Origin of the sequence: Rahnella contaminans (assembly GCF_011065485.1) — a bacterium.
In the GTDB taxonomy this organism is placed as follows: domain Bacteria; phylum Pseudomonadota; class Gammaproteobacteria; order Enterobacterales; family Enterobacteriaceae; genus Rahnella; species Rahnella contaminans.
This window is the reverse complement of sequence record NZ_JAADJS010000003.1, coordinates 471,265-494,853: the sequence shown is the minus strand read 5'-3', so window position 1 is coordinate 494,853 and position 23,589 is coordinate 471,265. Positions and strand designations below refer to the sequence as shown.

At 54.8% G+C, this 23,589-nt stretch carries 17 protein-coding genes; 12 read left to right on the top strand and 5 right to left on the bottom strand.

Going from position 1 to position 23,589, the window contains the following annotated elements:
* Positions 1–132: 132 nt before the first annotated feature.
* From otsB to GW579_RS16910, 4 genes are all read left to right on the top strand, one after another.
* Positions 133–918 carry a trehalose-phosphatase gene (gene otsB / locus GW579_RS16925; protein WP_420821553.1) on the top strand — a complete coding sequence of 262 codons (786 nt, stop codon included), beginning with the start codon at positions 133–135 and terminating at the stop codon, positions 916–918.
* Positions 915–2,321, top strand: coding sequence for an alpha,alpha-trehalose-phosphate synthase (gene otsA, locus GW579_RS16920; RefSeq protein ID WP_152323918.1), 1,407 nt, complete (start codon positions 915–917; stop codon positions 2,319–2,321). The genes otsB and otsA overlap by 4 nt, the downstream gene beginning before the upstream one ends.
* A 72-nt stretch (positions 2,322–2,393) precedes the next feature.
* A complete protein-coding gene (locus GW579_RS16915) occupies positions 2,394–4,019 on the top strand; it encodes an alpha,alpha-trehalase (protein ID WP_165060411.1) in 1,626 nt (541 codons plus the stop codon).
* A 147-nt stretch (positions 4,020–4,166) separates the two neighbouring features.
* Positions 4,167–4,649 (top strand): DUF1003 domain-containing protein, encoded by a 483-nt coding sequence (locus GW579_RS16910; protein ID WP_165060409.1) that lies wholly within the window; start codon positions 4,167–4,169, stop codon positions 4,647–4,649.
* 8 nt (positions 4,650–4,657) lie between these two features.
* On the opposite strand, the gene GW579_RS16905 is transcribed toward GW579_RS16910, so the two are convergent.
* Positions 4,658–5,134 carry a GNAT family N-acetyltransferase gene (locus GW579_RS16905; RefSeq protein ID WP_165060407.1) on the bottom strand — a complete coding sequence of 159 codons (477 nt, stop codon included), beginning with the start codon at positions 5,132–5,134 and terminating at the stop codon, positions 4,658–4,660.
* Positions 5,135–5,294: 160 nt separating this feature from the next.
* Between GW579_RS16905 and GW579_RS16900 the strand changes: the two genes are divergently transcribed.
* On the top strand, positions 5,295–5,669 hold the full coding sequence (locus GW579_RS16900) for a YebG family protein (RefSeq protein ID WP_152323914.1): 375 nt from the start codon (positions 5,295–5,297) through the stop codon (positions 5,667–5,669).
* A gap of 102 nt (positions 5,670–5,771) precedes the next feature.
* On the opposite strand, the gene GW579_RS16895 is transcribed toward GW579_RS16900, so the two are convergent.
* Complete coding sequence (locus tag GW579_RS16895) at positions 5,772–6,803, bottom strand: methyltransferase (protein WP_307803488.1); 1,032 nt, start codon at positions 6,801–6,803, stop codon at positions 5,772–5,774.
* A gap of 271 nt (positions 6,804–7,074) precedes the next feature.
* Complete coding sequence (locus GW579_RS16890; RefSeq protein ID WP_165060405.1) at positions 7,075–7,479, bottom strand: GFA family protein; 405 nt, start codon at positions 7,477–7,479, stop codon at positions 7,075–7,077.
* A 179-nt stretch (positions 7,480–7,658) separates the two neighbouring features.
* Here GW579_RS16890 and GW579_RS16885 point away from each other — a divergent pair, with 179 nt between their 5' ends.
* Together GW579_RS16885 and GW579_RS16880 are read left to right on the top strand one after the other, a co-directional pair.
* A complete protein-coding gene (locus tag GW579_RS16885; protein WP_152323912.1) occupies positions 7,659–8,588 on the top strand; it encodes a nucleoside recognition domain-containing protein in 930 nt (309 codons plus the stop codon).
* 19 nt (positions 8,589–8,607) lie between these two features.
* Positions 8,608–10,044 (top strand): glycoside hydrolase family 1 protein, encoded by a 1,437-nt coding sequence (locus tag GW579_RS16880; protein WP_165060403.1) that lies wholly within the window; start codon positions 8,608–8,610, stop codon positions 10,042–10,044.
* Between the two features lie 85 nt (positions 10,045–10,129).
* On the opposite strand, the gene GW579_RS16875 is transcribed toward GW579_RS16880, so the two are convergent.
* Entirely contained in the window at positions 10,130–11,335 is a 1,206-nt protein-coding gene (locus GW579_RS16875; protein WP_165060401.1) for a CynX/NimT family MFS transporter, read from the bottom strand.
* Between the two features lie 308 nt (positions 11,336–11,643).
* Here GW579_RS16875 and GW579_RS16870 point away from each other — a divergent pair, with 308 nt between their 5' ends.
* The 5 genes from GW579_RS16870 (at position 11,644) to GW579_RS16850 (ending at position 22,481) form a co-directional block, all read left to right on the top strand.
* Complete coding sequence (locus GW579_RS16870) at positions 11,644–20,187, top strand: GH36-type glycosyl hydrolase domain-containing protein (RefSeq protein WP_420821548.1); 8,544 nt, start codon at positions 11,644–11,646, stop codon at positions 20,185–20,187.
* A 180-nt stretch (positions 20,188–20,367) separates the two neighbouring features.
* Positions 20,368–20,886 (top strand): hypothetical protein, encoded by a 519-nt coding sequence (locus tag GW579_RS16865; protein WP_229893226.1) that lies wholly within the window; start codon positions 20,368–20,370, stop codon positions 20,884–20,886.
* Positions 20,887–21,065: 179 nt separating this feature from the next.
* Complete coding sequence (locus GW579_RS16860; RefSeq protein WP_152323908.1) at positions 21,066–21,389, top strand: antibiotic biosynthesis monooxygenase family protein; 324 nt, start codon at positions 21,066–21,068, stop codon at positions 21,387–21,389.
* Positions 21,382–21,774, top strand: a complete 393-nt coding sequence (locus tag GW579_RS16855; RefSeq protein ID WP_165060399.1) for an amino acid-binding protein — start codon at positions 21,382–21,384, stop codon at positions 21,772–21,774. The genes GW579_RS16860 and GW579_RS16855 overlap by 8 nt, the downstream gene beginning before the upstream one ends.
* Positions 21,771–22,481: an ArsR/SmtB family transcription factor gene (locus tag GW579_RS16850; RefSeq protein WP_165060396.1), complete on the top strand. Its 711-nt coding sequence runs from the start codon at positions 21,771–21,773 to the stop codon at positions 22,479–22,481. Before GW579_RS16855 ends, GW579_RS16850 begins: the two co-directional genes overlap by 4 nt.
* A 52-nt stretch (positions 22,482–22,533) precedes the next feature.
* Here the strand turns inward: GW579_RS16850 and GW579_RS16845 are convergent, their stop codons facing one another.
* On the bottom strand, positions 22,534–23,562 hold the full coding sequence (locus GW579_RS16845) for a LacI family DNA-binding transcriptional regulator (RefSeq protein ID WP_152323905.1): 1,029 nt from the start codon (positions 23,560–23,562) through the stop codon (positions 22,534–22,536).
* Positions 23,563–23,589 lie beyond the last annotated feature (27 nt).

The window sequence follows — 23,589 nt, the reverse complement described above, 5'->3', positions numbered from 1 at the left end:
TCCCGGCAAATGCTTTATAAGAGGTTATATTTATTCAATTGTAGAGAGGTTGCGCCGCGCTGTTTCTGTTAACAGTGACAACGATTCAGCGCAACCGGCTACGTATACAGGAGAATAAAATTGACCACAGAACTGAAGGATACCACCACAGAGACGCCCCCGATCCCCGCCCTCAGTGGCGGGAAATATGCTTTCTTTTTTGATGTTGACGGCACGCTCGCCGAAATCTGCGCCGAGCCGGACGACGTCTCCATTCCCGCTTCCGTTCGCGATAACCTGAAAACGCTGGCTGCGGCCACTTCAGGCGCACTGGCGCTGATCTCCGGGCGTCCGGTTGAACAGCTTGACCAGCTTTCCGCGCCGCTCCGGTTACCGGCTGCGGGCGTGCATGGCGCCGAACTGCGCGACGCCGCAGGGAATCTGCACCGCGTGACGTTGCCTGAGGATGTGGCGCATGCCTTGCAAAAGCAGCTTGAAAAGGGAATGGCCGTAATGCCGGGAACGCTGCTTGAAGCCAAAGGCATGGCGTTTGCCCTGCATTATCGTCAGGCACCGGCTTTTCAGCAGCAGGTTCTGCAACTGGCCGAATCGGCAGTCGCTGCGTATCCCGACCTGATGCTTCAGCGCGGAAAATGCGTGGCGGAAATTAAGCCGCGCGGCAACGATAAAGGCTCCGCAATCACGACGTTTATGCAGCAGGCGCCGTTCGCCGGGCGTATTCCGGTGTTTGTCGGCGATGACCTGACCGATGAAAAGGGCTTCCAGGTCGTCAATGCCATGAAGGGTATTTCCGTGAAAGTCGGAGAGGGTTCCAGCCATGCACGCTACCGTCTGGGACGCGTCAGCGATGTGTATCAGTGGCTGGAAGCGTTACAACGTCACTTAACCATCACTAATAATAAGGAGACAACATTATGAGCCGCCTGGTTGTCGTATCTAACCGTATTGCTATTCCTGACGGGTCGAAATCCGCGGGTGGGCTTGCCGTCGGTATTATGGATGCGTTGAAAAACACGTCCGGGCTGTGGTTTGGCTGGAACGGAGAAATCAGTGAAATCTCCGGCGAAGAGGAAGATGATCTCAGTCTGGTGGAAGAGGATGGCATCACCTACGCCTCGGTTCCGCTCAATCAAAACGATTATGATCTGTATTACTGCCAGTTTTCGAATGCCGTACTCTGGCCAGCGCTTCATTACCGCATCGACCTGGTGGATTTCCAGCGTGAAGCCTGGGAAGGCTACTGCCGCGTCAATGATCTGCTGGCGAGAAGATTGCAGCCACTGATAAAACCTGACGATATTCTGTGGATCCATGACTACCATTTGCTTCCTTTTGCCGCCGCGCTGCGCAAACTTGGCGTAAAAAACCGCATCGGCTTTTTCCTGCATATTCCGTTCCCTACACCCGAAATTTTTAATGCCGTGCCGACGCATAACGAACTGCTGGAGATGATGTCGCATTTCGATTTGCTGGGCTTCCAGACCGAAGGCGACCGCCAGGCGTTTCTGGATAATCTCGGCGAACTGACGACTTTGCAGCCCTCCGATACCTGTCTGCATCAGGCGTTCGGCAACACCTTCCAGACCGGGGTTTATCCGATCAGCATTGCGCCGGACAGCATCCGCAAAATGGCGGAAGGGCCGCTGCCACCGAAAATGGCCGCCATGGAACGCGAGCTGCGCGAGGCGAAAAACATTATTTCCTGCGAACGTCTGGATTACACCAAGGGGCTGCCGGAGCGTTTTCTGGCGTTCGAGGCACTGCTGGAGAAATTCCCTCAGCATCGCGGCAAAGTGCGGTATTCCCAAATAGCACCGACGTCGCGCGGCGATGTGCAGGCGTATCAGGATTTGCGTCATCAGCTTGAAACCGAAGTCGGACGCATCAACGGGAAATACGGCAGCCTGAACCAGACGCCGCTGTTCTATCTCAATCAGCATTTCCAGCGCAGTTTGCTGATGAAACTGTTCCGCCTGACCGACGTCGGGCTGGTCACACCATTGCGCGACGGCATGAATCTGGTGGCGAAAGAGTATGTCGCGGCGCAGGATCCGCAAGACCCGGGCGTGCTGGTGTTGTCGCAGTTTGCCGGTGCGGCGAATGAACTGACGGCGGCACTGATTGTCAACCCGTATGACCGTGATGACGTGGCCGCCGCGCTCGATAAGGCACTGACAATGCCGCTGGAAGAGCGCCGTGAACGCTACAACGACATGATGGAAGTACTGCGTAAAAACGATATTACGCACTGGGGTGAAAGCTATTTGCAGGATTTGCTGGCCATTTCCCCCCATGACGTTGCGCACAACGCCGTCGCCTGAGAAAAACTTCTCTAAACACAGCCCTGAATAAGGGCTGTGTCATTTTTAACGCAATGCAGAGGCTTGTCGCATATGCAAAACGCTAAATTACAGACCAACGAATTCCCTGACCTGGAACCGATTGAGCTGATCCTGGACCGGATGATGGATGCCGAACCGGAACCGGAAATGATCGAAGGCCTGCCGCCATCTGATGCTTTGACCCCGGCGGATCGCTACATGGAACTGTTTACCGCCGTGCAGTCTTCGCACCTGTTTGAAGACAGCAAAACCTTCCCGGACTGCCCGCCGAAAATGGATCCGCTGGACATTCTGCTGCGCTACCGCCGGATAAAAAATCATCCCGGTTTTAATCTGCAACGCTTTGTTGATGCGCATTTTTCGCTACCGGCACATCACGGCGATGAATACGTCAGCGATCCGGGTGACTCCCTGAAAGAGCACATCGATAAACTCTGGCCGGTGCTGACGCGCCAGCCGGAAGACCATGTGCCGTGGTCATCGCTGTTGCCGCTGCCGCAGGCGTATATCGTGCCGGGCGGGCGTTTCAGCGAAACCTATTACTGGGATTCTTACTTCACCATGCTTGGGCTGGCAGAAAGCGGCCGCAATGATCTGCTGCGCACCATGGCAGACAACTTTGCCTGGATGATTGAGATGTACGGGCATATTCCCAACGGCAACAGGACGTATTATCTCAGCCGCTCACAGCCGCCGGTATTTGCCCTGATGGTCGAACTGTTCGAGGAGGACGGCGTGCGCGGTGCGCGGCGTTATCTGGATCATCTGCTGAAAGAGTACGAATTCTGGATGGACGGCGCGGAATCACTGATGCCCAATCAGGCATACCGTCACGTGGTTTGCCTGCCAGACGGCACGCTGCTGAACCGCTACTGGGACGACAGGGATACGCCGCGTGATGAATCGTGGCGCGAAGACGTGGAGACGGCGAAACATTCCAGCCGCCCGGCTAATGAAGTTTACCGTGATCTGCGCGCCGGTGCGGCGTCCGGCTGGGATTATTCCTCACGCTGGCTGCGCGATCCGGACAGACTGGCGAGTATCCGCACCACACAATTCATTCCGGTCGACCTGAACGCGTTCCTCTACAAACTGGAAAACGCAATTTCGAATATCTCCGGCCTGAAAGGCAACCGGGAGACGCAGGCGCTGTTCCGGCAGAAAGCGGAGATCCGCCGCGACGCCATTACCCGCTATCTGTGGGATGACGAAGACGGATGCTTCCGCGATTACGACTGGCATCGTCAGCAACTGGCGCTGTTTTCTGCCGCCAGCGTGGTGCCGCTGTTTGTCGGGCTCGCGACGCACGGACAGGCCGAAAGGGTCGCCGCCGTGGTACGCGAACGGCTGCTGACTTCCGGCGGTTTGCTGGCCACGGAGTTTGAAACCGGCGAACAATGGGACAAACCGAACGGCTGGGCACCGCTGCAATGGATGGCGATCCAGGGCTTCAAGCTGTACGGCAATGACGCGCTGGGCGACGAAATCGCCCGCAGCTGGCTGCGAACGGTGAATCAGTTTTATCAGAAACATCACAAGCTGATTGAGAAATACCACATTTCCGGCAGCGCCGCGCGCGAAGGGGGCGGCGGCGAATATCCGCTTCAGGACGGTTTCGGCTGGACCAACGGCGTTGTCCGCCGCCTGATCGGGCTGTATGGCGAGAATTACGAGTAAAGGTCTGACGCGCCAGTGCAGGAACAACCGTTTCATTGACGGTATGTTAATACTGCCAGGACTCTCACTGCTTTGGGAAGCGGCAAAATAGCGATAGAGTTAAGCCCCGTCGTAAGCCGTTTTCACCGAAACATGAGAGTCAACACGATGCAGCCCGTCAAAAAATTCCGTTTTTATCGCCCGCTGAAAGGTCACAGTCACACGTTTGGTGAACAATGGTTCGCTCTCAAAGCCGAAGCATTCGCCCGGTTCTTTGGCACGCCGACGTTCCTCATCGCGCAGACAGTGATTGTGGCAGTCTGGATCTACCTGAACATCTCCGGGCTATCCAAATTCGACCCCTATCCGTTTATTCTTCTTAATCTGGCCTTCAGTTTGCAGGCAGCTTACGCGGCACCGCTGATTTTACTGGCGCAGACCCGTCAGGCCGAACGCGACCAGGCACACGCGCTGACGGATGCTCAGCACCGTGAAGATCTGGATGATGCGATGGCAAAACGTCAGACTGTGGCTGAAGAAAATTCCGCCCAGTTACTGGTTTTAGTCCAGCAGAACATAGAGTTGACCTCGCTGACCAAAGAGCTGGCCGAGCGGATTGAAACCCTGACAACGCAGCTGGCCAGCCGGTAAACAAAACGCTACACGTCCTCATTCAAGTCACTTTTCTTTCGATAAATATCAGGCCGGGTTATCGCCCACGCATAATCCGGCCTGTTTACCGGTTCGTAACCGAATTTTTCATACAACCAGGGCGCGGTGGTGGTGAACAACACCATGCGGCGCAGGCGCGCGGAAACCGGATGCGACTGGCAGCATTCGACCAGCCAGCCGCCGAGGTTGTTACCCTGATAGTCTTCCAGCACATAGACGTCGCACAGGTAAGCAAAGGTGGCGTAATCAGTGATAAAGCGGGCGAAACCGATTTGTTTTTCGCCTTCAAACAGACCAAAGTTGAGACTGTTTTCAACGGAATCGCGCACGGTTTGCTCGTCAATTCCGGCAGCCCACGTTGAGCGGGTCAGGTAACGATGGATCGCCGGAATATCCTGCGCGGTTTTATCCGTGGTGATATGGAATGCGCCTTTTGTCCACTGGCATACGTCGGTTGCTGTCACTGTATTCTCCGCGAGTTTCGGTTGTTTTAATGATCACCGTACGAATGTAGCGCAGGCCGGTCGAGATTTCATACAGTCGGGCTGTAAAAAGCTGGCTGAATGCTGTATCCTGCACTCATCATTAATATGCTGTATATAATTACAGTATAAGGAGCGAGTCATGGCTGTTGAAACAAAATTTGTTGTCGTCAGAAAAGGTGAAGAGAAAATGACATTTGCCAATAAAAAAGATGCAGACGCTTACGACAAGATGCTCGATATGGCAGATACCTTCACCGAGTGGTTATCGCAGAGCGGGCTTGAGATTGACGAAGTGCTGGCGGAAAATATCGCGCTGCACCTCGCTGAGCAAAAAGATGCCGTTCAGCATATCCTGCGCACCAGTAAATTACCGGAAACCGTAGCGGTCGTTGCTGACGAGACCACTGAAGAAACCGCAGAGCCTGTAGCCGTGGAACACGTCGAAGCGGATGCAGAAACGGAAGAAAAAGCAGCACCTGCACCGAAAAAAGCCCGCGCAGTGAAAGCCGCCTGACTTTTTTGCCATAAAGAGCGACGGAAACAGAAGGGGCACACACTGGCAATATCCCGCGTGCCCCTTTATCACTGCATTTGCGCAACGTTCTCCCGCCAGAAATCAGCGAATTTCCGCTTCAACAATCGAGACGTAGCAACCTGTATCAATAATGCGGTTCAGTTTGAGATCGGCATCCGCCAGCAACGCTTTGATTTCATCTTCGGAACGCGTTTGCCCGCCATCAAAACTTGCCAGCAAAAGCAGATCGACTTCCTTGCCGCCGTGCCAGGCGTTTCCGCGCGGAATGACCGGTTCCATGATAAGCAGCTTCGAACCGGCGTGCATGGCATTGCGGCAGGTGCGTAGTATTTTGCGCGCCTGTTCTTCCGGCCAGTCCATCGTGATGTATTTCAACATATAAAAATCCGCCGTCGGGCAGGATTCAAAGAAACTGCCGGGATGCAATTCCCAGCGGGAATCATCGCCCAGCTCGCTGAGACGGTTTTTAGGCAAGACCTGCGGCTGATCGAATAAAATACCGTGCAGCGTCGGATTATGTTGCAACACTTTTAATAATAATCCGCCCATGCCACCGGCAATATCCACGACGGTTGATTTATCAGGGAAATGATAACTCCGAACGATGAAGTTATTTTCAATCGAAGACATGGACGACATTCCCCGGTCAAAATCATTAATACCGTCATGCGCACTTTCCTGAGCCCAATACTCGTAGAAATTCATACCGTAACGATTTTTAAAGGCGGATTCGCCGCGAATATTTTCTATAACATTTCCGAGCGGAAGCCAGAGTGTTTCATGCGTCAGCATTAATACTGCCGCACGCAGGGAACCGGGGACGTCTGAACGTAAGAATTCGGCGGAAGGCGTCAGGGAAAACTCACCGTTTTCATGTTCCTTAAAGATATTCTTAGACGCCACCATCCGCATTACACGGTAGAGTTGCCGCGGGTTGACGCCCAGTTCTTTGCCCAGTACATCGGGCGTTTTAGGGCCTTTGACCAGACAATCAGCAACGCATAACTCCGCCACGGCGCGCAGTGACGCCTGAAAGGTATATCCCATTGCCTGCTCTAATAAATGCAAAGCCGCTGAATCACTTTCTGAAATAGCAACAGTTGTGTTAGTCACAATAATTCTCCACGCAAAATTGAAATGCGAATAAATTTGCAAAACTACGCTGCAATTTTATTTGTCCATAGAGAGAAATTATTCTCGGGAAAAACATTAGGACAGAAAAAGAGAAACAACAATGTCAGGGTAAATTCAGAAAAGATAAACCCGTAAAGATAACGGGCCGCTGTCATTTAAACGGGACGCGACTTTATTTGATAAAATAAAAATGGCGTTACCGGGACGCCATTTTTGTTAGTTTTCAGAGCCAGATTACTTCGTCTCGTATTTATTTCGGCTCGTAACGAATATATCCAGCCACGCCGCCTTTACCGCCGTCTTTTGGATGATTAATGCCGTCGCTGACGCTGACCACCGGGAAATCAAACGGCGATACGCCTTCGATACAGGCGACATTAACGCCATAGAATTCAGGATTGGAACGGCGCTGGTGGAAGGTGTAAATCCCGCAAACTGAGCAGAAGAAATGGGCTGCTTCGCCGGTGTTGAACCGGTATTCGGTAAGCAAGTCCTTGCCCTTGATCACATCCACTTCCTGAGCCGGGACGACGACCGCCCCGCGCATACGGCAGAACGAACAATTGCAGCGGAGCACGTTGTTATAGCCATCAGTCAGTACGGCGCTGAAGACAACCGAACCGCAATGACATTGGGCGGACACTTTATCTGACATGGAAATCTCCTGAGATCGTCCGGCAAATGAGCGGGTTAGCCGGTTTACCGTGTTGACTGTTTTCATAGAAGCTGACAGGCGTTCAGTTACGTTAGCCGCTTTTTTATCATTGCTCAACCGCATGACAACACGTCAGGTTGGCGCTATGTTACTGGCAATTTATTTTTGCGGAGCGGGTAATGGACATTATCGGGATCATTCTCTCGGCGGGGAAAGCCTCAGTTAACGTGGCGCTTTACACGCTGATCCCAATCATGGTGGTCATGCTGATCATCATGAAGTACCTGGAAGTTCGTGGCGTTCTCGACGGGATTGTCCGGCTGGTGACGCCGGTTTTACGCCCTTTTGGCGTCACGGGTATGGCAGTATTTGCCCTGATCCAGCTGAATTTTGTGAGTTTCGCGGCACCGCTGGCGTCACTGGCGCTGATGGAAAAGAGAGGGACGTCCGACCGCCATCTCGCCGCCACGCTGGCCATGCTTTTTGCCATGGGGCAGGGCAATGTGTTTTATCCGCTTATTCCTTACGGCCTGCACTGGGGCGCGGCGATTATCATTTCTATTGTCGGTGGACTCGGCGCAGCCAGTGCGACCTACTATCTGTTTGGCCGTCGTCTTTCGGCCACCGCACCGGAACGTGAAGGTAATCCGCTGGAAGACAAGGCCGGCAAAGGGCTGATCGCCATCATTAACGGCGCGGGGTCGGATGCAATCCGTCTGGCGCTGGGTTCTGTGCCGATGCTGATCCTCTCGCTGACCGTCGTCGGTATTTTAAAAGAAGCCGGGGCGATTGAGTTTCTGACCCGTCTGCTCGGGCCAGTGCTGGGATATTTCAGTATTTCAGACGTGTACGTTCTGCCCGCGCTGACCAAAATGCTTGCGGGCGGCACCGCCTATTACGGCGTGGTGTCTGACCTGATTCATCGCGGGCTTTTTTCCCCGCAGCAGGTCAATGCTTCCAGTGGTTTTCTGATCCAGACGCTCGATTTACCCGGTATCGGTATTTTTCTGGGGATCGCCAGCCGCTTCGTCCGGCTGTTCCGCTTTGCGCTACCGGGCGCGATCATCGGCATCCTCATTCGCAGCACTATTCATGCATTGGTATTTTGACTGTTCAAGGGAGTTTTTTATGAAAGAGAAGTTTCCGCAAGGCTTTATGTGGGGCGGCGCGACAGCGGCCAATCAGGTTGAAGGGGCGTACGATCAGGACGGCAAAGGGCTGTCGATTGTTGATGCCATTCCCGGCGGTAAAGACCGGTTACGCATTGTTTCTTCAGCAGAATTTGATTTCACGCTGGATACCGAAAAATACACCTATCCGAACCACATGGGCATCGATCACTATCATCGTTTTGAGGAAGATATTGCCCTGTTTGCGGAAATGGGTTTCAAATGTTACCGCTTCTCTATCGCCTGGACACGCATCTATCCAGATGGCATTGAACAACAGCCGAACGAAGCCGGTCTGGCGCACTATGACAAGGTGATTGACGCCTGTATCACGCACGGTATCGAGCCGGTAATTACCCTTTCCCACTACGAAATGCCGCTGCATCTGGCGACCGAATTCGGTGGCTGGAAAAACCGTGAACTGATCGGCCACTTCGAGCGTTTTGCCCGCACGGTGCTGACGCGATTTGGTCATAAAGTGAAATACTGGATGACCTTCAACGAGATCAACAGTGCGGCGCATTTCCCGATCATGAGCCAGGGGCTGACGGTCAAAACCGGCGCGCTGGAAGCTCAGGCCAAATTCCAGGCATGGCATAACCAGTTCGTGGCCAGCAGCCTGGCGGTCAAAATTGCCCGCGAAACGAATGCTCAGATTCAGATCGGCTGCATGATCCTGTTCGCCACCCATTACGCCTATGACTGCAATCCGGTGAACCAGCTGGAAACCCTGAAAGAGACACAGGCGTTTAACTTCTACTGCGCGGACGTGCAGGCGGGCGGTAAATATCCGTACTACGCCAAACGTTTATGGGAATCGCAGGGCGTCGTGCTGGACATTCAGCCGGACGATCTGGCGCTGATTAAACAGCACACGGTGGATTACATTGGTTTTAGCTATTACATGTCTTCAACCATCAACAAAACCAATCCCGAGGCGGTGTCCGCGCAAGGCAACCTGCTCGGTGGCGCGCGTAACCCGTTCCTCGAAGCCAGCGACTGGGGCTGGGAAATCGATCCGGTGGGCCTGCGCATCGCGCTGAACCAGCTTTACGACCGCTATGAAAAGCCGCTGTTTATTGTTGAGAATGGGTTAGGTGCCGTCGATAAGCCGGATGAAAACCACTTTATCGCCGATGATTACCGTATCAACTACCTGCGCCAGCATATCGCTGCGATGGCAGAAGCCATTGAAGACGGCGTGGATCTGATGGGTTACACGCCATGGGGTTGTATCGATTTGGTGAGTATGTCCACCGGCGAGATGAGCAAACGCTACGGCCTGATTTATGTCGATCTCGATGACAAAATCTCCGGCACCGGCAACCGTTACAAGAAGAAATCTTTCCACTGGTATCAGAAAGTGATCGCCACCAACGGCGCAGATATCAGCTAAAACGATGATGTGACAAATTACGAAAAAAACGGGCGGAGAAATCCGCCTGAATTTTTTAACAACAAATTTTAAAAGTGACGTCCGTTTACCCGATATGTTTAGCGCGACCTGCAAGCGGGGCAATCACCAGCTGTAGCGCGTTAACTGCCGTCAGCACAATCAAAGGCACCGTCCAGCTGTGGCTGACTTCGTGCAGCATGCCAAAAACTAACGGCCCCAGCGCCGCCACGCCATACCCCACGCATTGCGCCATCCCGGAAAGTGCCGCTGCCTGGCGGTGGTCTGTCGCCCGCAGATTAAATAACGACAGGCAAATCACCATGGAAGCGCCAGCGCCAAGACCGGCAATAACCAGCCACAACAAGGGCAAAGCAGGGAAGATCAGCAGCCCGGCTAATCCGGTGAAAATGGCCAGTGAGGCGATAAAACTGATCCCGCGCTGATCCCGGTATTTTTTCAGCGCCGTCATGCAGACCAGATTGGCCACGATCGCCACCGCCTGATAGACAAATAACATCCAGCCCGCGCTTTCCTGGCTGATGCCGTGTGAACTGGCGTAAGGCGTGAACCAGTCTATCAGGGTGTAAAAAACCATCGACTGAAGCGCCATAAACAAAGAAACCTGCCAGCCCAGCATGGATTTCCACGGTGATTTCAACCGGCCAGGCGCCGCCTGCTGACGCGATAATTCACGCGGTTGCGTATTTTTCAACAGAGGCAGCCAGGCGACGGTGGCGATAAGGGCAGGAACAATCCAGATGCCGAGCGACAATCTCCAGCCAAAACCACTGGTGTGCTGCAAAGGAGCCGCGATGCCGGAGGCAAGACTGGCAGTAATCGCCATGGTTGAGGCATACAGGCCAATATATTTGGTCGTATGGAGTTTAAAATCGCGCTTAATTAACGGCGGAAGCAGCACGTTTGCCGCAGCAATCCCGGTGCTGAGGATCACGGTGCCGGCCCACAATCCGCTGGCATACGGCATCACGCGCACCACAGAGCCCAGCGTGATGAGGCAAACCGCGACCCATAAACTTTTCTCCAGTCCGGTTTTATTTCCGCACCAGGAAGCCAGCGGCGCAATAGCCGCAAACAGGATCAAAGGGATAAAATTGAGCAGCCCGGCGGCTGAAGCACTCAGTCCAAACGTCGCGCAAATATCTGCCAGAACCGGACCGGTTGCGGTGATCGGGGAACGTAAATTCGCTGCCGTGAGCAGGATAAGAAACAGGAAAAAAGCAGAATTGGCAATAAACGAAGGACGCGCCGACGACGTCTGAGGCTGAGTCATAAATACACCGCACAATGAGCAGGATTATCCTGCAGAAAGTGCGTTGGTTGACGTTAACGCTTACGCAAAAGGGCGGGCACCCTGATGTCTGGCGGCGATATTACACAGAGATGTCCGCTCTGTAAATATGTTGTGATGTGGAAAATAAACCCACTGACTACCACTAAAAAGACTAGTATGAAAAGTATTGCCCGCTGCGGGTGATAAACCCGTTCTGCCTCCCTGACCTTTACCCTCTCTCCTTTTTATGTGAACTCTAATCGCAGCTCAGGCAACTGCCTTCTTGGGTCCGCGTATGGTATGAAGATGTGAAAAAGACTGTCATTAACTGGTTCAAAAGCAAACGCGCACCGCCTGTTATTTCAATCACGCGGCGTCACCGGGCCAGCGCGCTGGAGCAACCGGTGCCGATCCGCACGGAGCTTTTTTCGGCAGATCAGATGGAACGCTACGGCGGGAAACTGGCGCTCTCGCACAAGCTCTCCGGTAAAAAACTCCCGTATTACCTGCTTAAACGCCTCGATGATAATGAAAAAGTCCTGACCCGAAGTTGTCTGATTTTAAGCAACGGAGAGAAAGCGAGCATCACGCCGGCCGGTGAATGGCTGCTCGATAACTTTTATCTGATTGAAGAACAAATCCGCCTGGTACGTCAGTTGCTGCCGAAAAACTTCGGCAAAGGCCTGCCGTCGCTCGGCGCTCCACATTTCTGCCCGCGTATATATGACATCGCCACGGAAGTCGTCAGCCACAGTGACGGGCTTCTGGATGTCACCACGCTCACCCGATTTTTTACCACCTATCAGAGCGTCAAACCGCTGACGCTCGGCGAGCTGTGGGCATTTCCCGGCATGCTGCGGCTGGCGCTGATTGAGAATCTGCGCCGCGTCAGCATTGAAGTGGCGAATGCCCAGCAGGAACGCAATCTGGCCGATTACTGGGTCAATAAATTGCAAGACAGCGCTGAAAACGATCCGTCCGGTCAGATCATTATTATCGCCGATATGGCGCGCACCAATCCGCCGCGCACCAGCGCGTTTGTCGCCGAACTGGTGCGCCGCTTACAAGGGCATGGCTCGATGCTGGCGCTGCCGCTGACCTGGGTGGAACAACGCCTTAGCGAAGTCGGGCTGACGCAACGTGAAGTGATCGACAAATTTAACCAGCAGCTGGCCGCTAATCAGCTTTCTGTCAGCAACAGCATTATGGGTTTACGCCAGCTGACCGAAATGGACTGGGCTGATTTTGCCGAAAATCTCAGCGTGGTGGAGCAGACGTTGCACGGCGACCCGGCCGGGATTTATCCGCTGATGCATTTTGATACCCGCGATAATTACCGCCATCAGATTGAACGTCTCTCACGCAATTCCCGTCATGACGAAGCCTTTGTCGCCGCCCGCGCCGTAGCTCTGGCCCGCGAGGCAACGGGTTCTTATCAGCAACAACACGTCGGCTACTATCTGATTGATGCCGGGAGAAAAACGTTAGAGAAAGATCTCAACGCCCGTTCTTCCCTGATCACCCGTATACGCGCCAGACTGAGCCAGACGCCACTGCTTTCGTGGCTCGGCAGTCTGTTGTTGCTGACCACGGCCGTTACCGCCGATGCGCTTTACCGCTCAGCACATCCGGCGCTGCACTGGCTTTGGTGGGCGCTGCTGATCCCGGTGGTGCTGGTCGCCAGCCAGTTTGCGCTTAATCTTCTCAGTGAAATCACCACCCGTAGCCGCACGCCGCAACCGTTGCCGCGTCTGGAATTCGCCGGGGGTATTCCTGAAAACGCCAGTACGCTGGTGGTCATTCCCTGTCTGCTGGGCAGCCAGAAAAATATTGATGCGCTGATTAACAGCCTCGAGGTGTGTTACATCGGCAACATGCTCGCGCACCTGAATTTCGCGCTGCTGAGTGATTTCCATGACAGCACTCAACGCGATAATCCTGAAAATGACGCGCTGCTGATTTACGCCACCCGCCAGATCCAGTCCCTGAACCGCCGTTATCCCGCCACGCAGGGCGCACGGTTTTCGCTGTTGCATCGCGACAGTGAACTGAATACGGCGCAGGGCGTGTGGATGGGGTATGAGCGTAAGCGCGGTAAACTGAACGCGCTGAACCGCTGGCTGCGCGATGAGGGCCAGCCGTTCTCGCTGATTGAAGGCAGCACGCAGGAACATTTGCGGCAGGTGAAATACGTGATTACGCTCGACAGCGATACGGTTCTGCCGCGCGCGACGGCGCATCAGCTGGTGGCTGCGATGGCGCATCCGCTGAATCATCCGGTCTACAACGAAAAGCTTCAGCGGGTGGTTTCCGGTTACGCCATTCTCCAGCCACGGCTGGCGGAAGAAATCCCGGAAAACGGGCAGGGACGTTACGCCGCGTTATGCAGCAGCGTGCCGGGAAACGATCCGTACTCGTCCATGTCGTCCGATATCTATCAGGATTTATTCGGCGAAGGCTCATTTGTCGGGAAAGGCATTTACGACGTGGATGTCTTTATTCAGGCCACGGAAAATACCTGCCCGGAAAATCTGGTGCTCAGCCATGATTTACTGGAAGGCTGTTACGCCCGCTCCGGGATGCTCAGCGATGTGGTGTTATACGAGCAATATCCTGACCATTATCTGGCGGATGTGGCGCGTAAAACCCGCTGGATCCGCGGTGACTGGCAGCTTCTGAACTGGCTGGGTTTGCGGGTGACCCAGGAAGACGGCCAGCGCGCCCGCAATCCGCTGACCCTGCTTTCACGCTGGAAACTGTTTGATAACCTGCGCCGCAGTCTGGTCGCGCCCGCCTTATTAATCCTCATTTTCAGCACACTGATTCTGGTGCCCAACAAGCTTTACTGGTTCGGTTTTATCAGCTTTATGTTGCTGTTCCCCGCAGGGGTTGCGCTGGTGCTGGATTTGTTCAATAAAGGCCCGCGACGCGCGCTGATCCCGCATCTGAAAAGCGTATTTTCTGCCACCGTCAGCCGGGTCTCGCGTATTTTTCTGCACCTGATGACTTTGCCGCACGAAGCGGTTTACTCCGTACAGGCAATTTTGCTGACGCTGTGGCGGCTGAACGTCAGCCATCGCAAACTGCACGAATGGGCGAGCGTGAGTATTGGCGCACAAAGCCGGGCGCATTCTCCGGAATATTTTTATCGCCGGATGTGGGCCAACCCGCTGGCCGGTGTGGCGGTAATTTTAGTGGCGGCGTATTCCCATCTGCCGCTGCTGGCATTCGCACTGCCGCTGGGCATTCTGTGGTTTCTGGCGCCGCGCATTCTGTGCTGGCTCAGTCAGCCTGCAAAACGTGAGATGCCGGATCTCAATGTTCTGCAACACGCTTTCCTGCGCCAGACTGCGCGCCAGACCTGGGCTTTCTTCGAAGATTTCGTCACGGAAACTGAAAACTGGCTGCCGCCGGATAACTTCCAGGAAATCCCGCAGCCCACCATTGCACACCGCACGTCACCCACCAATATCGGCCTTTCTTTGCTGGCCAATATTACCGCGTGGGATTTCGGCTACCTCACGCAAAAAGAGGTGCTGGAACGCACCAGCCTGACGCTGGATACGCTCGACAAACTCGAGCATTATCGCGGTCATCTGTATAACTGGTACGACACGCGCACGCTTGAACCGCTGAATCCGCGCTACATTTCGAGCGTGGACAGCGGCAATCTGGCCGGGCATTTACTGACGCTCAGCACCGGTATACGGTTGTGGCGCACGCAGCCTGCGATGGATATCGGACGGTGGCTGACCGGGCTGGAAGATACCTTGCAAATGGCCGAAAAGCAGACGCCAATGCCGGTGCTGAACAAACTCCGCCAGCTGATGCCGCAGACTGCGGCAAACGTGCAGGCGCTGGATCCTTTGCGGGAAATGCACGCGCTGATCACGCCTGCAGATGGCGTCTGGCTGCAACGTCTGGCCGCACAAATTGACGCCGGTCTGGAAGAGTGGACTGAGTTTTATGGTGCGTTTTCGCCGGAAGTGCAAAGCGGCGTCCTGCCTTCATTGCAATGGCTGGCGCAACAGGATGCACGAACGCAGCCGGATTTATCCCGCGCGATCGGGCTGGCGCGTCAGCGGCTTGACATCATCCGTGAGCTGGAGAAACGCCTGAACGACCATGCGCGCATGGATTTCCAGTTCCTCTACGACAAAAACACTCATCTGCTGACCGTCGGCTATAACTGCGACGCGCATAAAATGGACAGCGGGAAATACGATCTGCTGCCGTCGGAAATCCGCCTCACCAATTACGTCACCATTGCCACCAATCAGTTGCCGCAAAAAAGCTGGTTCGCGCTGGGCCGGTTATTCACGGTGATCGACAAGCAACCGTCGCTGATGTCGTGGAGCGGCTCGATGTTTGAATACCTGATGCCGCAGCTGGTCATGCCTGCGTATCCGGACACGCTGCTGGTGCAGATGTGCCAGACCGCCGTTGACCGGCAAATTGCCTGGGGCAGAGAGAACAAGGTTCCGTGGGGGATTTCGGAGTCCGCGTATGCCGCGTTTGATCTCAACCAGAATTATCAGTATCACGCGTTTGGCGTGCCCGGCCTCGGGCTGAAACGCGGGCTCGCCGAAGACATGGTCGTCGCGCCTTACGCCACGCTGATGGCGCTGATGATCCGGCCACAGGAAGCCTGCCTCAATCTGGCTGAGCTGGAAAATCGCGGCGCACGCGGCGAATACGGTTTTTATGACGCGCTCGACTACACGCCGTCTCGCCTGATCCGCGGGCAGATTTACATCGTGGTGCGCTCGTACATGGCTCACCATCAGGGCATGGGTTTTCTGGCGCTGGCGAATGTGCTGCTCGATGCGCCCATGAACGCGCGCTTTGCGGCGAATGCGGCATTCCAGTCTGCGCGCCTGCTTTTGCAGGAACGCGTACCGGACGCCGTGGAGCTTTACAGCCCGCGCCGTCATTTCGAATCCCACGACAGCACGCTGCAAAAAGTAAATATCGAGCTGCGCGAATTCAGCAACGCCGACAGCCCGGCGCCGGAAGTTCAGCTGCTTTCCAATACGAATTATCATCTGATGGTGACGCAGGCGGGCGGCAGCGTCAGCCGCTGGAAAGACCTGACGCTGACCCGCTGGCGGGAAGATGCGACGCGCGATGACCGGGGGATATTCTGTTATCTGAGTGATCCGGAATCCGGCACGGTCACCAGCAATACATGGCAGCCGCTCGGCAAACAAAAGGGCACGTATCACGCCGTACTGACCGATGCCGGTGCCGAGTTCCGCCGCACTCACGGTTCGCTGACAATGCAGACGCATATCGTGGTTTCACCGGAAGATGATGTCGAAATCCGCCGGATGACGGTCACGCATCATGGCCGCCATGCCCGTGAGCTGGAAATTACCACTTATGCCGAAGTCGTACTGGCACCAGCGGCTAATGACGCGGCGCATCCGGCATTCAGCAATCTGTTTGTGCAGACTGAACTGATGCCCGCGCAGGAAGGGATTCTGTGCCATCGCCGCCCGCGCGAGCCGGAAGAACAGTGCCCGTGGATGTTCCACATGATGGCGATCCACGGTTCCGTCGAGCGGGAAACGTCATTTGAAACTGACCGCGCGCAGTTTATCGGGCGCGGCAATACGGCCTCCAATCCGCAGGCATTACGCCGTGCCGGGGCACTCAGTAACAGCGCCGGAGCGGTGCTGGATCCGGTGATGGCAATCCGTCAGCGCATCCGCCTGAAACCCGGTGTACCGGTCATCATCGATATGGTTTACGGGATTGCCGACACCCGCCTGCAAAGTCTGGCGTTGCTGGAAAAATACCGCGATCACCATATTGCTGATCGGGTATTTGAAATCACCTGGTCGCACAGTCAGGTGGTGCTGCGTCAGCTGAATGCCACCGAGGAAGACGCAGGACTGTTTAACCGGCTGGCCGGTGCCATTCTGTTCGCCAGTCAGGAAATGCGCGGCGATGCGCAGGCGGTCAGCGCTAACCGTCGCGGGCAATCCGGCCTGTGGGGGCAATCGCTTTCCGGCGATTTGCCGGTGGTTCTGCTGACAATGACCAGCAATGAAAATATCGGGCTGGTGACGTTGCTGATACGTGCGCACCATTACTGGCGGTTGAAAGGGCTGAAAGTCGATCTGGTGATTCTGTGTAATGATTCCGGCGGCTACCAGCAGGCGTTGCAAAACCAGATCCTCAGCCTGGTCGCGTCCGGCGCGGGTTCCAGCCAGACCGATATTCCGGGCGGCATTTTTGTCCGTAATGGCGAACAGATGACGCAGGACGACCGCACACTGCTGATAAGCGTCGCCCGCGTAGTGATCGACGACCGCCGCGGGTCGCTGGCAGATCAGCTGAATCAGCGCATGCAGCCACCGCATGTTTCACTGCCCGCTTTGCTGCCGGTACGCACGCTAAACGACAATCAGCCGGTCACGGCTCCTCCACGTGACCTCAGTTACTTCAACGGACTGGGTGGATTCTCACCGGACGGGCGTGAATATCAGATAGTCCTCAACGACGGAGCAAATACCCCTGCGCCATGGTCGAACGTGCTTGCGAATGCGGAATTTGGCTCGGTGATTTCGGAAAGTGGTCAGGCTTATACCTGGTATGAAAATGCCCATGAATACCGCCTGACACCGTGGGAAAACGACCCGGTCAGCGACAGTTCCGGCGAAGCGTTTTATCTGCGCGATGAAGAGACCGGCAGCGTATGGTCTCCGGCACCATTGCCCGTGCGCGGACCCGGCGGCTACGTGACGCGACACGGTTTTGGTTACAGCGTTTTCGAGCATACCGAACGGGGGATCAGCAGCGAAATGACGGTGCTGGTCGCTGAGCACGCACCGGTCAAACTGATCATGCTGACGCTGACCAACGTTTCCGGCAGGCCGCGCAGGCTTTCGGTGACCGGTTACGTCGAGTGGGTGATGGCCGATCTGCGGGTGAAATCAGCCATGCATATTGTCACCTCGGCGGCACACGTTGTGCAGGGCTGCGGCGTGCTGGCGACCAATCATTACACCAGCAACGGCTCACCGCGCACGGCCTTTTTTGCCGTGACCGGCGCACATTGTTCCGTGAGCGGCGACCGCCGTGAATTCCTCGGAAGAACAGGTTCCGCCGCATCACCCGCAGCAATGAAGACGCAGCGCCTGTCGGATAAAACCGGCGCAATGCTTGATCCTTGCGGCGCGGTACAGTCAGCGACCACGCTGATTGACGGCGATCAGCGCACCTTTACTTTTGCGCTGGGTCTGGGGCAAAACGCCGGAGACGCCGAAGCGCTGATCCATCAGTTCTTCCAGGAAGGCGCAGCACAGGCTGAGCTGGATCGCGTTCATCATCACTGGCATCAGGTGCTGGATAAAATTCAGATCACCACGCCGGATAAATCCGTCGATTTACTGACTAACGGCTGGCTGATTTATCAGACCCTCGCCAGCCGTATACTGGCGCGCAGCGGGTATTATCAGTCCGGCGGCGCGTTTGGTTTCCGCGATCAGTTGCAGGATACGCTGGCGCTGACGCATGCCGCGCCACAACGTATGCGCGAGCAGATCCTGCTGTGCGCCTCGCGGCAGTTTATTGAAGGCGACGTCCAGCACTGGTGGCATCCACCGACCGGCAATGGCGTCCGCACGCGCTGCTCGGACGATTATCTGTGGCTGCCGCTGGCAATCAGTCATTATATTGCCGTGACCGATGATGGCGCGGTGGCAAAAGAAATCGTGCCATACCTCGAATCGCGTCTGCTGGCTCCCGGCGAGGAATCTTTCTATGAACAACCTTTGGTCAGCAACACGCAGGAAACCCTGTGGGCGCACGGCGTCCGCGCGCTGAAATACGGGCTGAAGCTGGGTGACCACGGCCTGCCGCTGATGGGCGCAGGCGACTGGAATGACGGCATGAATCTGGTCGGGCTGGGCGGACGCGGCGAAAGTGTCTGGCTGGGCTTCTTCCTCTATGACGTTCTGCAACGTTATGGCGCGCTGGCGGAAGAGCGTCAGGACGCAGAGGTCGCCACGCTTTGCCGTGAACACTCTGCGCGGCTCAGACAAAATCTCAACGATCACGCCTGGGACGGCGACTGGTATTTGCGCGGCTATTTTGACGACGGACAAACGCTGGGTTCGCATCTGAATAACGAATGTCAGATCGACGCCATCGCCCAAAGCTGGTCGGTGCTTTCCGGTGCGGGAACGCCTGACCGCACCGCCAGCGCCATGCAGTCAGTAGATAAATACCTGGTCGACAATGACGCTGGTTTAATCAAACTGCTGACGCCGCCTTTCGACGGCAACGGCCCGAACCCCGGTTATATTCGCGGCTATCTGCCGGGTGTCCGCGAGAACGGAGGCCAGTACACGCACGGCGCTATCTGGGCAGTCATGGCCTTTGCGAAACAGGGCAATATTGAGCGTGCCTGGGAACTGATGGCGAAGATCAACCCGATCAATCACAGCCTGACCGCAGAGGCGGTTGGCCGGTACAAAGCCGAGCCTTACGTTATTTCCGCTGATATCTATTCGGTCGCGCCGCACAGCGGACGCGGTGGCTGGAGCTGGTATACCGGTTCCGCCGGGTGGACGTACCGCCTGATCACCGAATCATTGCTGGGGATCACGCGCAAAGGCGACACCATTTCCATTCACAGCCAGCTTCCGGAAAACTGGCCGGAAATCAGCGTCGCATACCAGCAAGGCAGCAGCCGTTATCTGATTACCGTGCGCAAAAGTACGGAAGAATATCGCGTGACGCTGGACGGCAACTTGCTGGCGAATGATGAGATCCCGCTCACCGATGACGGGCAGGATCATCACGTTGACGTTGAACTGGGAAGGGGGGCTAAAAACGAATAAATCTGCGGTCTGAATAAATGTCCGGCAACAGGCACCGCCTTGTTGCCGGATTTAGCGGGGCTTTTTTGTACAAACACAAATCCTGTCTTAGAATAATTTTTACGGGCCTGATCACGCTCATATCAATGATTTAAATTTTTTAGATAAAATTATGTCTTTATAATCAAAGAGATTATCTAAATGATAAAAAATTCAAGCCGGGTTCTGTGTTTCTTCTTACTCCTTGTCGCCGTGGGTCTCCATGCCGATGAAATTAATTTATATTCCTTCAATACCGGTTCTTTTGTTTACCACCTGACCGGTAACTACGGGCAATACAACGAGTTTTTCGATAATAAATTCATGTCGGTAGAACGTAAATTCTCTGAAGACTCCAAATACAGCGCACTGGTCGGTACCATGAACAACAGCTTCGGCGACCGCTGTATTGCGCTCGGGCTGCGCCGGGACTGGATCCAGGGAGATTCCAACTGGGTGTTTAAAGGCGTCTACGGTTATACCGGCGAGTTCTTTTTCGACGCTTTCAAACACTGCGGCGATGACGGTTCCTATGAGGATTTCAAAAAAGTCACCGGCATCGGATTTTCACCGTACATCTACCATGCCATCCAGTACAACTTCACCAGCTATTTCGGCGTAGAAACCGGGATCATCATTCCTTCCGTGTTTGTGGTCAGCGTGCAGTGGAGTTTCAGGTAGCGGTAAATTACAGCGGATCGTTTTCCGTCACAGAGGCAAACAGGACATGTACTTTACCCGTCAGCTTTTATTCTGAAAAGTGGGGTGGATACGAACATCAACATTTCGTCCGCCACCGAAGTGTCACCCATTTTTGCATCTTATAGTGAGCTCCGAAGACATTCATACCGGAGCATTTTATGATCGCTGTACTTTTCGAGGCTGACGCCTTTCCTGAACAACGGGACCGCTACTTTGAGCTGGCCGCAGAGCTAAAACCTTTGCTGGACGACGTTGCGGGTTTTATTTCTATTGAACGTTTTCAGAGCCTGAGTACACCGGGAAAAATTTTGTCGCTGTCATGGTGGGAAAATGAAGCGTCGGTGCTGGCGTGGAAAAAGAATCTTAAACATCAGGCTGCACAATCCGAGGGACGGAACACTATTTTCTCTTTTTACCGGATCCGCGTTGTTGAGGTTCTCAGGGACTATTCATCTGAAAAAGGAGGTTATTCGCATGTATGATATTCACGTTATTCTCCGCAATGCGCCCGGTGAGCTGGCGCGCCTCGGTTCTGTCCTCGGCAAAAATGGTGTAGGGCTTGAAGGCGGCGGTGTGTTTACGGCAGGCGATGAAAGCCATGCGCATTTTCTGGTTGAAGAGGGCGAGCTGGCCCGCACGGTGCTGGCGGCCGCCGGGCTGGACGTCCGGCAGGTCACAAAGCCGGTCATCAGAAAGCTGAAACAGAAACGCCCCGGAGAACTGGGTGCCATTGCCGCAGTCATCGCGCAGAACGGGATTAACATATTGGTGCAGTACAGCGATCACGATAACCGGCTGATTTTGCTTACCGATAACAATACACTGGCCACACAGGTAACAGCAGAATGGGACGTACCGACTGAATGAGTTTACCCAACGTTCGTAAAACGGATGATGACGGATTGCAGCTTGAACTATCGTTATCCGCGGTTGCTTCGGCCATTGCTGACCCTTCGCGGGTCAGCATGCTTTGCGCGCTGATGGATGGCCGCGCGTGGACCGCGACAGAGCTGAGTTCGGTCGCCAATATTGCGGCGTCCACCGCCAGCGCGCACCTGACCAAACTCCTCAACAGCGAATTAATTACCTGCCTTTCGCAGGGAAGACACCGTTATTACCGGCTGGCTGGCAGCGATGTCGCCCATCTTCTGGAAACCCTGATGGGGATTTCCATGAAATCCATGAAATCGCCGCAGCCCAAAACGCCGGTACATTTGCGCGTCGCGCGAACCTGTTATGACCATCTGGCAGGAAAAATCGCGGTCGGGATTTACGAATTCATGAGTAACGAAGGCTGGCTGGAACCTGACGGTAATGCGCTGACGCCCGCCGGAAAGCAGCATTTTGAAGATTTAGGCGCCATTCTGAACCCGAACCCCCGGCGCAAAAGCAGCTGCGCGTGTCTCGACTGGAGCGAGCGACGTTTCCATCTCGGGGGCGATTCCGGCGCCGCTTTACTGGCCGCTTTTGAGCGAAAAGGGTGGCTGAACAGAACGCCGGGCTATCGCGAAGTCACGTTTACTGAAGAAGGGAAAAGGGCGTTTTTACGCATTTTCCAGCTTGATGTGAAGTGATGGATTCAGGCGCATTCCTCGGGTCAACAGATTCATGCGCGCAGGATGATATTCAGTTTGTGGTTTCCGCAGAATCTGGATGCCGCCAGTGAAGTTTTGGCGCTAAATAGCTTTGAATCTGCTCAGTCGGTTGTTCATTGATCAGGCTGATAATCATGTCAAAACAATGAATTGCCAGCGCCTTGCAATCCTGCGCGACGGTATCAATTTTCACCGTGAGTGAGTCATAAAGATAGTGATCGTCAAAACTGCACAGATGAATATCGCTCCCGAGCAGTTTGTGCTGGCTCATATAACGCAATACTCCTTCCATCAGCCCGCAGGACGCGACATACAACGCTTTAGGCGGACGCCCGAGCCGGGCACAAAGATTGGCAAACATTTCATAACCTGAGCTGGGATGATAATTTCCGTACATTATCCATTCAGGATTCAGGCTGACACCCGCACGCTCAAGCCCCAGCTGATAACCGGCCAGACGGTCGCGCGTTGGAGAGATGCGTGGCTGGCCGCCGAGAAAATAAAACTCATCCGGATGCTTTTTTGCCACCCGCGCGACCAGTTCGGCCGAGGATTCGATGGCTTCGCACACGACCAGTGGCAGTTGCGTTTCCTGCAAATGACGGTCAAACAGAACCACAGGTAACTGCTGGCTGATTTTCACGTATTCCGCATCACTGAGCATACTGGACGCCACGATCAGCCCGTCTACCTGACGCTGGATAAGGTTGTTCACCACCATGGTTTCCTGACTGGTGTTCTCATCCGTGCAGGCAATCAGCAGTTGCATGCCGTTCTCGCGGCAGAGCGTTTCAAGCTCGTTGGAACAGGCCGCAAAACCGTAGTTGGTCATTTCCGGGACAACCAGACCCAGCGTGAAGCTGCGGGTGACGTTAAGTGAACGGGCGTGGATACTGGGCTGATAATGCTGCTCGGCGGCCACCGCAAGCACGCGATCGCGCGTCGTATCGGAGATGCGAAACTTCTTGCTGTGTCCGTTAAGAACCTGGCTGGCAGTCGATTTCGATACGCCAGCCAGCTCTGCTATGCCACTGATAGTGATGCGTTTGGTCTTTTTCACTGCGCCATATTCTGTTGTCCGGAAAGG